A 13,790-nucleotide genomic window follows, 5' to 3' on the forward strand; every position below is an offset into this window, starting at 1 on the left:
TTCGCGACGCTAGGGTCTATGGCCATGCCGTTCCTGCTACGCGTCGAGCTGCCCGATGTCCCGGGTTCCCTCGGTCGCCTCGCCTCTGCCATCGGTGAAGCCGGTGGCGACATCGAGGCGATCGAGATCGTCGAGAAGAACAAGGTCGAGGGCCGAGCCGTCGACGATGTGCTCCTCGAGACCCAACCGGGAACGATGCCGGACTCCATCGTGTCGGCGTGCAACGAGCTCGACGGCGTGCACGTCGTCTGGATCTCCCGCTACGCCGCCGGCGGCAACCTCTTCCTCGACCTCGAGGCCGTCGAGGACCTCACCGAGAACGCCCTCGAGGCGCTCGACCGGCTCGTGGACGTGCTGCCCCTGACCTTCCGCGCCGATTGGGCCATCCGCGTCCACCGCGTCAAGGGCATCAGCCGAGCCACCGACGGCTCGCCCGAGAACGTCCCCTTCATCGAGCTCGACCGCCCCGAGCGGATCGAGGTCGAGGGTGAGGACGAGAACATGTTCGCCGGCGCCCGCATCGACGGCAACGAGATCGTCATCATCGGCCGCCGCGGCGGCCCCGACTTCCTCGACTCCGAGCTCGCCCGCCTCGGCCACCTCGCCTCTCTCGCCACCTCCATCGCGCGGTCCTGACGCAGCTCAGTTCCCGAGGCGTTGGCGGAGGCCGGAGGCGCGCTGGGCTCGGCGGGTGATCGCGGCGGTGACGGCGTCGGGGGTGCCGACGATGCGTACGCGCTCCTGGGCCCGGGTCACCGCGGTGTAGAAGAGCTCGCGGGTGAGCAAGGGGGAGTCGTCGGGTGGGAGCAGGACGGTGACGGACCTGGCCTGGCTGCCCTGAGACTTGTGGACGGTCATCGCATGCAGGGTCTCGATGTCGCCGAGCCGTGAGGGTGCGTACGTCGCACCGCCCGCGATCGCGACGCGGAGGTCGCCGCCGGCGTCGGTGTAGGTGACTCCGGTGTCGCCGTTGAAGAGGCCGAGGCCGTAGTCGTTGGCGGTGACGAGGACCGGCCGGCCCGGATACCACTCGTGACCCCAGCCGATGCCGAGCGGCTCACCGGTGGTCTCGGCGAGGCCGCGCTCGACCTGCCGGTTCCAGTGGGCGACGCCCCACGGCCCGTCGCGGTGGGCGCAGAGGAGGCGCGACTCGTCGAGCATCTGTACGCAGCGCTCCGCGTCGCCCGCGAGCGCGGCCTCGTGAAGAGCGGCGGCGTGGGCGACCAGGCCACGCTCGACCTCCGCCACCCGGGCCTCGTCGGCCGGGTCGACGAGCTCGACCGCGGGGTCGCCGGACTTCAGCACGTCGAGCGCCGCATCGGCGTCGCCGACCCGCAGCGCCTCGGCCAGGGCGCCGATCGCGCCACCGAAGCGATGGGTGATGCGGAGGGCGGCGACGGCGTCGGGCGAGCGCACGGCGAGCCCGGCGACGAGGTCGGAGAGCACCGCGCCCGCCTCGACGCTCGCGAGCTGGTCGGGGTCGCCGACGAGGATCAGCCGGGCCTCCGGGCGTACCGCCTCGAGGAGCCGGGCCATCATCGTCAGCGAGACCATGCTCGTCTCGTCGACGACGATCACGTCGTGCGGCAGCCGGTTGGTGCGGTGGTGCTTGAACCGCGTCGACGAGCCGGGCCGCCAGCCGAGCAGGCGGTGAAGGGTCGACGCGGTGAGACCTGCGAGGCGGCCGCGGTCGTCGGCGGTGAACTGAGGCGCCCGCTGGGCACCCTCGACGGCCTCCTGAAGCCGCGCGGCCGCCTTGCCCGTCGGGGCGGTCAGTGCGACCCGCAACGGGGTCGAGGACTGCTCGGTGAGCAGCGCCAGCAGCCCGGCCACGGTCGTCGTCTTGCCGGTGCCGGGGCCGCCGGTGAGCACCGTCGTCGACTGCCGGGCGGCGGCGAGCGCGGCGGCACGTTGCTCGGCGTAGCCCTCGCCCGGGAAGAGCCGGGCCGCGGTCGCCTCCAGCAGGGCCTCGTCGGCCACGGGACGCGGCGAGGCCAGGCGGGCGAGCAGGTCGTCGCGTACCTGTCCCTCTTCGCGGTGATAGCGGTCCAGGTAGAGCAGGCCGTCCTCGACCTGCACCAGGGACTGTGCCGCCAGCGGGCTGTCGGCGACGGCGTCCAGCCAGCCTTCAGCGGCGGGCCAGGGCAGCGTCTCCTCGGTCTCCCGCAGCGTGGCCAGGTCGACGCAGACCGACCCTTGCCGGACCGCGCGGACCGCCAGCGCCACCGCCAGTCGCACCTCGTCGCGCTCCTCTCCGGCGAGCGCGGCGGCCCGAGTCGCGACGTGTACGTCGGCGGCGGTCAGCACACCCTCGCGGTTGAACGACGCGAGCAGGCCGGTGGCGGACCTGGCCAGCCGTGCGTCGAAGGGGTCCTCGGACTCCCAGCGCTCGATCATGCGGTTGCTCCGTCCAGCAGGTCGGACAGCGCGATCGCGAGGGACGCGGGCGGCTGCCAGGTGAAGACGCCGGTCGGGATGCCGTCGACGACGGGCGTGTCCGGGCCGAGCATCCCGCGCACGTAGAGGTAGAGCACGCCACCGAGATGCTTCTCGGGGTCGTACCCGGGCAGGCGCCAGCGCAGGAAGCGGTGCACCACCGCGGAGTAGAGCAGCGCCTGCAGCGGGTAGTGGGAGTGCAGCATCGCCTCGGCGAGCTTCGGCTGGGTGTAGTCCATCGCCTCCACGCCCAGGAAGTTGGTCTTGTAGTCGACCACCACGAACCGTCCGCTCGGCAGCCGCAGCACCACGTCCACCGAACCGGTCAGGTAGCCCCGCAGCGACTGGTCCCCCAGCGGCGGAGCCTCCAGCCGGTCGGCGTACGTCACCATCGGGTCGTCCGCCGGAAGGTGAGCGCGCAGGAGCGGCGCGAGGTCACGGAGGCACACGTCGGGATCGTCCGGCCCGCGGGTGTCACCGCCCCCGAGCGGGATCTCGAAGTCGAGCTCGCGCAGCCGGTCGCGTAGCGGGATCTCGGCCAGCGTCAGCCCATCGGCGAGCGGGCCGAGAGAGGTCAGGTTGAGCGGCAGGATCGCGGTCGCGAGGTCCTCGGCCGAGGCCGGCACCGGCCACCAGCGGAGCTGCTCGCGGGTCCTCGTCAGCAGCTCTTCGCCGAGGTCGGGGGCCTGCGGGTCGGTGTGCTCCAGGACCGCGTGGACCAGCGACCCGAAGCCGGCGCCCTTGGGCAGCTCGGCCATCGGCGAGAGGTGCTCCTCCTCCGCGGGAGGCTCGATGAGATCGACGTCCTCGGCGATGGGCTCGTCGTCCTTCCCCTCGACCTCCGGCTCCGAGGTCGCCGCGACGCCCTCGTCGACCCGGATGAGCCCTGAATAGGACGTACGCCGCCACTCGGCGTCGACCTCACGGGTGAACGGCCGCGCGGCCAGCACGCCGGGCGGCGCTTCTCGCACCGTCGGTGCTGCCGTCACCGGCACCGCTTCCTCGGCCACCGGACCGCCGTGGCGCGCGACGTTGCTCAGCAGGCTCGCCGCGTCCTCGTCACTCGGCACGGCGACGCTGTCAGGAACCACCGCTTGACCGGGACCTCGCCCGAACAGCAGCCGGTGCAGTCCGCCGGTGGCCGTGTTGGCCGTCGGCGCCCACCACGCGACGACCTGGGACTGCGCCCGGGTCAGCGCGACGTACAGATCTCGAAGCTCCTCCCCGAGCTCCTCGGCCTGGTGTCGGGCCAGGTGCTCGGCCCACTGCGCGCCGGTCCGGGCGACGTCGATCGTCCGCTGCCCCGAGGCGTCGTGGAAGCGGGCGACCTCCGGGTCGCGGACGAAGAAGTCGTAGGCGAAGGGCAGGTAGACGATCGGGTACTGCAGCCCCTTGGACCCGTGCACCGTGACGATCTGCACCGCCGCGGCGTCCGAGTCGAGCCGCCGCGGCCGCTCGGCGGCGGCGGAACGCCGCCGCTCGTCACGGAACCAGGCGAGCAGCGCAGGCAGTCCGAGCGAGTCGCGCACGGAGATGTCATGGAGCAGCTGCCCCAGATGACGTACGTCGGTGAGCAGCCGGTCCCCGTCGGTGCGCCGCAGCACGCGCGCGGTGAGCCCGCGCTCCTCCGCCGCCTCGATCAGGGCGGCGACGCCTCGGCCGCGCAGCAGCAGCGCCCAGCCGCGCAGCGTGTCGGCGATGCGCGAGGTCAGCGCCTCGCCGCCCGCGTCGAGCTCGGTCGCGGTGTAGCCGAAGAACACGCTCAGCCCGGCTGCCCGCACCAGCGGCGTTCGGTGGGGCGAGTCGAGCGCCTGCAGCAGCGCGAGCCAGTCCTCGCCGGCGGGGGTCAGGAAGACGTCACCGCCGCCGGCCATCACCGCCGGGATGCCGTGCTCCTGCAGCACCCGCTGGACGAGCAGCCCGTGGGAGCGCACCGCGACGATGACCGCGACGTCCCCTGCCTGGACCGGGGCATCGCACCAGGTGGCCCCGGAGCCGAGCAGCTCGGCGATGTCTCCGGCGAGGTCCCGGGCGATGTGGGTGCGGGCGTCACCGGCGGTGATCATCCGGCCGCGGGTGAGCTTGAAGCCGCTGCGACCGACCCGGCGGATCCGGAACGGCGCCGGATGCGGGGCACCCGCCAGCCTTGACCCCGCGTGGTGAGCCTTGACGTCATGGACGACGATCTCGGGCGAGCCCAGAGCTGCGCCGCGCAGGACCACCTGGAGCCGCTCGACCAGCGGGGCGTCGCTGCGCCAGTTGGTGTCGAGCGTCGCCTGCGTCTCGGCCGCTCGGGCGGCGGTCAGGTAGGTGAAGACGTCGCCGCCGCGGAAGGCGTAGATCGCCTGCTTCGGATCACCGATGAGCACGAGGGTGGCGTGGCCCTCGAAGGCCCGGGAGAGCACCTGCCACTGCACCGGGTCGGTGTCCTGGAACTCGTCGACCAGGACGATCCGCCACCGCTGGCGCATCCGTGCCCGGGCCGGCGCCGAGGTGTCCTCGAGCGCGACCGCGAGGCGGGAGAGCAGGTCGTCGTAGGACAGGACGCCGCGCATCTGCTTGCGTCGGTCGACCTCGTCCCGGACCGCCTCGGCGAACCGCACCCGCGCACCCGCGACCGGGTCCTCGGCCGGCGCCGGGGCGAGCACCGACTGCGGGTCCTCGACCGCAGTGCGCGCCAGCCCCAGCGCGTCGTCGCGGTCGAACGGCGGTCGCTCCCGAGCCTCGCCGAACCACTTCAGATAGAGGTCGTCGACGACCTCCACGACCAGCTCGTCGAGCGACTCGACCAGCTCGGCGCCGGCGTCGGTGTCGCCGGCCACCCCCAGCGAGCGCAGCACGAGCTGGCAGAACTGGTGGGTCGTCGCGATCGTGGCCCCGTCGAAGGAGGCGAGCGCGTCGCGCACGCGCTCGTGGCGTACCCGGATCTCGTCGTCGGACACCTCCAGCAGCAGCTCGAGGTGGGCGTCGAGCGGGGTCGGACGCTGCCCGGCGACAGCGGCTGCGAAGGCTCGCTCCGCCTCGACCAGGTGGGAGCGCACGCGGTCGCGCAGCTCCTGGGAGGCGGCGCGGCCGAAGGTGATCGCCAGGATCTCGTCGAGGGTCGCCTCGCCCTCGACGACGTAGCGGGTGACCAGGGCGCCGATGGTGAAGGTCTTCCCGGTGCCGGCCGAGGCCTCGATCAGGGTGGTGCCGGTCGGGAGGGGACCGGTCAGGTTGAATCCGTCCATCACCAGCTCCCCTGCTCGGCGGTGAGCAACGGCGACCACACCCGCATCGCGAGCGCGCCGAAGCGGGTCGTCTCCCCGTCGAACTCCTCGCCGGCCTCCGGCGGGATACCCAGACCAGGGATCCCGGACCCCTTGCCCCAGGCCCTCACCTGCTCCACATCGGACTCCTCGCCCTCGAACCGTCCGTCGTTCCACTCCCAGCCGGCCTTGTAGAGCGCGTCGTCCACCCCGGCCTGGGTCCGCCGCTGGCGGGCGTAGGCGAGCGAGGTCTTCAGCGGCAGCGGCAGCGGCGCGGACAGCCCGCGGTCGCGCAACCGCACCAGGTCACGCAGCACATCGACCGCGGTGTGGTCGAGCGGCCCGAGCTGGGAGAGCCCGAACGGCGTACGCGACCGGGAGTTGCCCGGCCGACCCAGCGTCCACGCGCTCCAGGCCCGGTCCTCGTCGGAGGCGGCCAGCGCGACCAGCTGCACCCACGACTCGATCCGCTGCTTGGCGCCCAGGCGGGAGTACGTCACCGGAGCGAGCCGGTCGCCGTAGACCTGTGGGACGGTGCCGGTCAGGCGCCGACCGTCACCGAGGTCGACCTCGACGTCGACGGCCCGCGCCTGCCCCGTGGAGATGCCCGCCTGCCGCACCCGCAGGGCCTCGGCCGCGATCGGCTTCGCCTTGGTGATCACGTCGGTGAGGATGCGCCAGCCCAGCCATTTCGGAGGCAGTACGCCGCGGCGCCACTCCTGCTGCGTCGCCTGTTCCTCCGACATCCCGGCGAGCAGGTCGTGGAGCAGCCGGTCGCCCACCGACCACTGCCCCAGGCCGTCGAGCTCGACCGGCAGACCGTCGGAGAGCGGGTCGTCATCACGCGGCAACGCCAGGTCCAGCCGGTCGCGGAAGAACGCGCGCACCGGCGCGCGGTAGAAGGCCAGCAGCTCCTCGAGCGTCAGGTCTCCGGTGGCGGCCGGCGCCAGCGGGCCGGGCAGGAACTCCGGCGGCTCGACACGGTCGGACACCGCGGCGAGGGCGCCGGCCTCGGCGGCCTTGTCGAAGGAGAACGAGTGTCCGGGCACCAGCGCGCCGGGCGTCAGGTTGCGCGGGTCGAATGGCTGCAGCGGGTGCCGGGTCGTCACGACCTCCTTGACCGGCCTGCCATCCGCGGAGACGGCGGTCGCGTCCAGCGTGTCCAGCAGCTCCCCCAGCGGCACCGCGGGCGGCCGCGGCTGGCCCGAGTACTCGTTGGCACCCGTGTAGGTCACCACCAGCGTCTCGGTCGCCGCCAGCAGTGCGTCGAGGAACAGCTGCCGGTCCTCGCTGCGCAGGTCGCGCTCCCCGGTCTGCGGGTTGCGGGCCAGCAGGTCGTCGCCGTCGGTGATCCCGACCCTCGGGAACACCCCGTCGTCCATGCCGAGCAGGCAGACCACACGATGGGGCACGGACCGCATCGGCACCAGCGTGGACACGGTCAGCGTGCCGGTGCGGAAGTTGGCACGCGTCGCCCGGCCGGCCAACCGTGCGCCGAGGAGCGCGCGCACGTCCGGCAGACGCAGCTCGTCGACCTCCTGCCCCGCGGCGGCGTCCCGCACCCGGGACAACTCCCTGGTCACCTGGCCCGACTGCCACTCGTCGTTGCTCGAGACCGACGTCAGCGCGGCGACGCCCTCCTCGATCACCTTCAGCCAGTGCTTCAGCGGATGTACGCCGGCCAGCTCGTCGGTCACCTGCTCGAGCCGATCGACGAGCTCGGCGAACTTCCCGGCCAGCTCGACGCTTCCGCTCCCCACGTCGTCCAACGGCAGCGTCGTATCCAGCCAGGTCGCCGAGTCCTCGGACATCGCGACCCCGGTGAGGATCCGGTCCATCCCGAAGCGCCAGGTGTTGGCGACGTACGTCTCCAGCCCGAAGGGCTCGCGGTGCTCCGCGTCGAAGCCCCACCTGATCCCGGCGTCCTTGGCCCAGTCCTCGAGCTGCTCCAGGGCGTCGTCGTTGAGCCCGAACCGGCGCCGCACCGGGTCGAGATGAGCGAGATCGAGTACGTCACTCACCCCCGCCCGGCCGCCGGCGAGGTCGAGCAGCCTGGTGGCCACGTCCAGGAGCGGGTTCGTACGCGTCAACGACCGGTCCGCCAGCTTCACCCGCAGCCGGTGAGCGGGGTGTCCGGTCTCGCCGGTCATCTCCCCCAGCCCGAACCCGGCCTCGATCAGCGGCGCGAAGGTCTCGATGTCGGGGCACATCACCAGGACGTCCCGCGGCTCCAGCGTCGGATCGTCCTCGAGCAGCCCCAGCAGCACCTCGCGCAGCACCTCCACCTGCCGCGCCTCGCCGTGGCAGGCGTGCACCTGGATCGAGCGGTCCTTCGGCTCCAACACCCGGTTCGCGCGATCGCCGAGCGTGTTGTGCCGGATGTCCTCCTGCAGCCACCCGAGCAGCCGGCCGTCTGTGTCGAAGGTGCCATCGGCGATCGACGCCCCAGAGAACCCGTTCAGGCAACGCTGCAGCTCTCGCGTGTCCCGCCCTAGTGTGGCCAGCAGCGGATGCCCGACTTTGTCGTGCGACCGGTCGGCCGTACGCGCCACCTTCCCGTCCATCCCAGCGAGCGCCTGCCACAGGGCCTCGGAAGGGTGCGGCAACCACAGATGCACGTCGCGGTGCTCGCCGAGCGCCGCGACCAGCTCGATGTCGGTCGCCGAGAGCCGAGTGTGCCCGAACAACGAGACCCGCCCCGGCAGCTCGAACGCGTCCGGTGCCTCCTTCAGCCGCGCGACCGTCGCCTCCTGCCGCTCGACCGGCGTCGGCCCGCCGACCAGCCCGGCGACGGCCCGCCACAGCGGTGGCTGCCACGCCAGATCCTCGGCGATCTTCGCCCCGAGGCCGTCCGTGTCCAGCCCTGCACTCCAGTCGGCGACCACAGCCGGCCGCTGGTCCGCGTACCCAGCGAACAACCGCGCCAGCCTCCGGGCCAGCGCCAGCCGCCGCCCCCGCCGACGTACGCCTTCTTCTGTCGTATCCCCGTGCCCCAGATGCTGCGCGAGCGGCGTGGCCCAGGGCTCGTCCAGCGATGCGTCGATCGCCGCCAGCACCGGCCAGGTCAGCGACTCCGGCGCCCAGGGATCCTCATCCCCCGTGCCCGCGACCTCCGCGAACAGCGACCAGGGAGACCGGAAGTCGACCCCCGCACAGATCCCGTCCGCACGCCCCTCAGCAGCCCCCAGCCGATGCGAGAGCCGCTGCGACAACCACCGCTCCACCCCCCGCGCCGGCACCACCACGACCTCCGTCGCGAACGGATCCTCCAACGGCACCGACAACAGCTCGCCGAGCGAGTCGGCGAGCAGATCGGTCCGCGGCGCGCGGTGCAGATGTACGACCACAGACCGCAACCTATCGGTGACCGCCGACAGCGGTCCTGAGCGCTAGGGCACATCTCCCACGCTCAGGCCGACCCTCAGCCCAGGTCCGACCGCCACCAGGCGAAAGCTGGTCGCCGGTACCAGCGTGGCATTCCCCTCTGACCCAACCCGCGGCGTCGCGGCCTGCACGCCACCTGCTGGGCCGGTCGGCCCACGAGAAGGTTGTGGACTCAACCTTTGAACTTGAAAGTCGACATGGCCTGGTTGATCAAAGCATCCCTCTGCTTCGCGTCGGCCAAGTCGTTGATAAAGGTCCACGCCACCGTGACCTCGGAGTCCTCGATGACGGTCCCATAAGTGTCGTACGTGTTTGTGTCGTTGCTTCGCCTGATGTGGAAGAACGTCACGCCGCCAAACTTGACGTCAGCGAGTCGCTTAGCATCAGATGCGGTGTCCGTCGCCGCTGTTGCCAGCTCTTCGGTGTTATCGGCAAGTGTGACGTCGGCGTTGAGGATGCCGAATCCTGGCGAGTAGTCGAGCTCATCGTCCGGAGCCGACACGATGGGGCTGCCGTCTTCCACTTCGACGGTCCAGCCAGATGGCGGCTGGAGCTGCGCGCCGTTGATCTCCGCTACTTCGCCCGTGCCCGGCTCAACCGAAGACTCTGACGCAGTTGGGCTGCTCGACGCACCTGCGGTGTCAGGATCGGAGGGTTCTCCAGAACCACCGCCGCAGGATGTCAGAGTCAGCACGCCTGCGGCAACAGCGACGGCAACGAGACAAGTTGTCCGAGATCGGGTCATGCCGCAGAGGATAGTGGGTTCCTGGCGATCGTTATTGCTGCTGACGCCGTCATGAGCCGTGTTTAGACTTCACTCCAAGCGAACGGATACTCGGGGAGAGGCTCTTCATGGCAGGTTCAGGCTCGACCGGGGTCGACAAGGCTCTGGTCGCGAAGATGACGCAGGTCCTCATGGACTCGAAGGTCGATATCGACAAGGTCAATGTCGACAAACCGGCCGGTGGGACCATGGGCGGCAGCAAGACCGCGGGCAATCTCAGCAGTCTGGTGGATCTCGCCACCGACCGGATCAACTCGGCTCTCTCGGAGACGTCTAACGCGCTGATCGACTTCGTCGATGGTCTCCACGCCGCCGAGCGCGCGATCACCGACTCCGACGAAGAAGCAAAGATCGCCTTCAACAACAAGATGACTTCAGCCGTGAGCGCGATCAACCAGCCGTTCTTCGAGAACCTGTTCAAAGATGACCGCCCTGACATCCCGGGATTCCAGATCCCGTTCCTCCCGCTCACTCCAGATCAGCTGCAAGAGATTGTGTCTCGTTCTGAGTTCGGTCAGGACCAGGAGGACCAGAAGTGAATGCACCTGCAGTTGGCGGCGGGGTCGTCAAAGGCCCGATGATGGTCATCCTCAAGCAGTACGTCGCCCTCGCTGAGCCGGACGAGGTTGAGACGCGGCTGAAAGACTGGGAGCAGGCCCGCGACAGGATGCGACAGACTGCCCGCGACCTCGAACTGGCAAGCAGTAAGCTGCCGGAGGCATTCGAGGAGACTTCTCTCACCACCGATTCGGCCCGTCGGGCTTTCCAACAGGCGGCGACGGAGCTCCATGACAAGGCCGATCAGCTCGACGCGGCGGTAAAGGCCCTCGGCGCCACAGTGACAATCACTCGCCAAGCGAAGCAGATCGAGGCCCAGCTCGCTGCCTCCCTTCCCTCCAACCATGGCCCTGCGCCCGATCCCTCAGATCCGAAGTATGCGCAGACCGGCACGGGGGTAGACAGCGCACAGGCGAGCCAGAACCAGAAAGCGCTGCAAGCTGACCGAGCCGCCCACGCGGCCGCCGAGCAGGCCATCGCGGACGCCGAACGGGAGGCAGCCGAACAGATCAAGTTGATCGACAACGCGAACTACACGGCCATACCGCCGGTCCGCGCCATTACTGACGAGCCCAACAGTGACGGACCCAGCGACGGCCCGACAGCACCGTCCTCGTCAGGTTCCTACAGCGACATCCAGGCCGCCCGAGCCCGGGCCGCAAGTTACAGTTCCGGCGTCATGTATCCGGGTGGCTGGGGTCAGGATCTGAAGGCAGCCGAGATGGAGAGCATCAAGGCGTACGAGGCCGAGAACAAGCCTGAGTGGAACGGCACCCAATGGGTCAACGCCGACGGGTCGCCGGCGCCCTCGACGTCGTACGCCATGGTCGAGACGGCTGACGGGCTGGCCCCGCTTGGGGGCGGGACGAGTGGCATGGCCGCGCTCGCGATCGGTGGCGGCGGAGCTCTGCTCGGTGCTGGTGTGGCCAAGGCGCTTGCCAACAAGTTCGCGGCCGGAGCGTCTGCCAAGGCAGCGACGGCAAGCGCGACATCGAGGTCTGCAACAGCCAGGGCCGGCGCCGCCGGTGCCCGCGCGGGCGGCGGAGCCGGCGCCGGAGCTCGCGGCGCAGGTGCCGGGGCTGGCGCACGCGGCGCGGGTGCCGGGGCAGGTGCCCGCGGCGCTGGTGGTCGTGGCGGCCGCGGCGGCCCGACGGGTGCGGGCAGCCGTGCAGGAGCCGGCGGTGCCGGCGGCCGCGGCGGCAAGAAGGACGACAAGAGGAACGGTCAGGACCAGGACTGGCAGGCTGACTACACCGACGACTGGACCGAGACGGCGAGCGACGTCCTGGATCCCAATGCGTCCCGGGGCTGGACTCCGAACGCACCGCAGGACGACGCCTCCAGCGCTGACAAGAACGGCCGCAAGCCCTCGTAGGAACGACGCTCACTGAATCGCCGGCCGCTTCCACGGCCCACAACCGTGGAGGAGGCCGGCGGTTCGCATTGTCCGGGTGGCAGCGTCCTCAGCCTGGTTGGATGGTCGCGATGACCACGCTGAGGATCGACCGGCTCTCGATCGAGGGCGCTGAGGACCCGATCGACGGGCCGCTGCCGTTGCTGCACGGCGTGCCCCGGCCAGGGTTCGAGCCCGGCGCCGCGCCTTATCCGGACATGGCAGCCAACCTCGAGTACGGCCGGCCGAGCACGCTGCTGCCGTACACGGCTCAGGACTCCTATACGCGCCGACGCGGCATGCGCGATCTGCCGAGCCTGGTGCTGGAGAACGAGCTGCTCTCTGCCACCTTCCTGCCCGGCTACGGTGGACGGCTGTGGTCGCTGGTGCACCGGCCGTCGGGCCGGGAGCTGCTGCACCGCAACCCCCTCCTGCAGCCCGCCAACCTGGCACTGCGCGACGCCTGGCTGGCCGGCGGGGTGGAGTGGAATCTCGGGGCCACGGGGCACTGGCCACTCACCTGCTCCCCGCTGCACGCCGTGAGCCTGACCGCGCCGGACGGCACCCCGGTCCTGCGGATGTTCGAGTTCGAGCGGATGCGGCGGGTCCTGGTCACGATCGATGCCTGGCTGCCAGCAGGATCCCCGGTGCTGCTGGTGCACGTCTCGCTCCACAACCCGGCGCCGAACCCGACACCGGTCTACTGGTGGACGAACATCGCGGTGCCCCAGAGCCCGGACGTACGTGTCGTCGCGCCGGCCGAGCGGGCGTTCCACTTCGACTACGCGGAGCAGCTGAGGCTGATCGACTTTCCGCAGACGGCGGGCAGCGACCAGAGCTATCCGGCGAGGTTCCCGCAGGCGGCCGACTTCTTCATGGACGTACCGGGCGACGAGCGCCGCTGGATCGCCGCGCTCGACGGCGACGGCCGCGGGCTCGTCCAGACCTCCACCGACCGACTCATCGGCCGCAAGCTCTTCCAGTGGGGCACCGGCGCCGGCGGACAGCGGTGGCAGGAGTGGCTGTCCGGGCCGGGCGCTGCCTACATCGAGATCCAGGCGGGCCTGGCGCGTACGCAGCTCGAGCACCTCGCGTTGCCCGGCGGCGAGACCTGGGATTGGGCCGAGGCGTTCGGCCTGCTCGAGGTCGACCCCGAGCAGGTGCACGGCTCGTGGGACTCGGCCCGTGCGGCCGTGAACGAGGCGGTCGAGATACTCGTCCCGCGGGCCGAGCTGGAAGACGCCCTCGGCGAGGCAGGACGCTTCGCACCGCCCGCAGACCTGCTCGCCCGCGGGTCCGGGTGGGGCGCGCTCGAGGTCGCGGCCGGCGCTGTGCCGGCGGACCCGCTGCGCCCGTTCGGGGCCTGCGGCGACGATCAGAAGCCCTGGCTGGATCTGCTGCAGCACGGTCGGCTGCCGATCAGCGATCCACCCGCGGCTCCGGTCCTCGGTACGCACTGGCGCGAGCTGCTGGAGGCCTCGGCCGACGACTGGCACGCCTGGTACCACCTCGGCCTGCTCCTGCTGGCCGACGACGACCGCCGCGGAGCGCGCGAAGTCCTGGAGCGGTCGGTCGCCGACCGTCCCAACCCCTGGGCCCTGCGTGCCCTCGCGCACCTCGCCGAACCGGCGGACCCGTCTGCTGCGGACCTCCTGCTCGAGGCCCACCGCCTCCGTCCCGACCTGCGCGAGCTCACCATCGAGCTGCTCCAATCGCTGATCGCCGCCGGCCGCCCCGCTGAAGCGCTCGAAGTGGTCGCCGCCCTTTCCGGCGCGGACCGTGAGCATGGTCGGATCCGACTGTGCACCGCACAAGCGGCGCTCGCCCTGGGCGACCTCGACCGGGTTCGCAGACTTCTCGACGAGGGCATCACGGTCGACAACCTCCGCGAGGGCGAGGCGGCCTTGGACACGCTCTGGCTCGCCGTTCATCCCGGAGAGCCGGTGCCACCTGCGTACGACTTCCGGATGACGTCCGGCTGACGGCC

Annotated in this window: 8 protein-coding genes; 4 read left to right on the forward strand and 4 right to left on the reverse strand. The window is 71.1% G+C overall.

Features of this window, described 5'->3' with window-relative positions:
* Window positions 1–18: 18 nt before the first annotated feature.
* Window positions 19–636, forward strand: a complete 618-nt coding sequence (locus tag ABT304_RS04945) for an ACT domain-containing protein (protein ID WP_350713598.1) — start codon at window positions 19–21, stop codon at window positions 634–636.
* A gap of 6 nt (window positions 637–642) precedes the next feature.
* On the opposite strand, the gene recD is transcribed toward ABT304_RS04945, so the two are convergent.
* From recD to ABT304_RS04965, 4 genes are all read right to left on the reverse strand, one after another.
* Window positions 643–2,397: an exodeoxyribonuclease V subunit alpha gene (gene recD / locus ABT304_RS04950; RefSeq protein WP_350713599.1), complete on the reverse strand. Its 1,755-nt coding sequence runs from the start codon at window positions 2,395–2,397 to the stop codon at window positions 643–645.
* Complete coding sequence (locus ABT304_RS04955) at window positions 2,394–5,666, reverse strand: UvrD-helicase domain-containing protein (RefSeq protein ID WP_350713600.1); 3,273 nt, start codon at window positions 5,664–5,666, stop codon at window positions 2,394–2,396. The genes recD and ABT304_RS04955 overlap by 4 nt, the downstream gene beginning before the upstream one ends.
* Window positions 5,666–9,031 (reverse strand): exodeoxyribonuclease V subunit gamma, encoded by a 3,366-nt coding sequence (recC, locus tag ABT304_RS04960; protein ID WP_350713601.1) that lies wholly within the window; start codon window positions 9,029–9,031, stop codon window positions 5,666–5,668. The genes ABT304_RS04955 and recC overlap by 1 nt, the downstream gene beginning before the upstream one ends.
* Window positions 9,032–9,240: 209 nt before the next feature.
* On the reverse strand, window positions 9,241–9,813 hold the full coding sequence (locus ABT304_RS04965) for a hypothetical protein (protein WP_350713602.1): 573 nt from the start codon (window positions 9,811–9,813) through the stop codon (window positions 9,241–9,243).
* Window positions 9,814–9,920: 107 nt separating this feature from the next.
* On the opposite strand from ABT304_RS04965, the gene ABT304_RS04970 reads away from it, so the two are divergent.
* The 3 genes from ABT304_RS04970 to ABT304_RS04980 all read left to right on the forward strand — a co-directional run bounded on the left by ABT304_RS04970 (window position 9,921) and on the right by ABT304_RS04980 (window position 13,785).
* Entirely contained in the window at window positions 9,921–10,391 is a 471-nt protein-coding gene (locus tag ABT304_RS04970; RefSeq protein WP_350713603.1) for a hypothetical protein, read from the forward strand.
* Window positions 10,388–11,785, forward strand: coding sequence for a hypothetical protein (locus tag ABT304_RS04975; protein WP_350713604.1), 1,398 nt, complete (start codon window positions 10,388–10,390; stop codon window positions 11,783–11,785). Before ABT304_RS04970 ends, ABT304_RS04975 begins: the two co-directional genes overlap by 4 nt.
* A 110-nt stretch (window positions 11,786–11,895) precedes the next feature.
* A complete protein-coding gene (locus ABT304_RS04980) occupies window positions 11,896–13,785 on the forward strand; it encodes a DUF5107 domain-containing protein (RefSeq protein ID WP_350713605.1) in 1,890 nt (629 codons plus the stop codon).
* The last annotated feature ends 5 nt before the right edge of the window (window positions 13,786–13,790 follow it).

Origin of the sequence: Nocardioides sp. NPDC000445 (genome assembly GCF_040300245.1) — a bacterium.
Taxonomy (GTDB): Bacteria; Actinomycetota; Actinomycetes; order Propionibacteriales; family Nocardioidaceae; genus Nocardioides.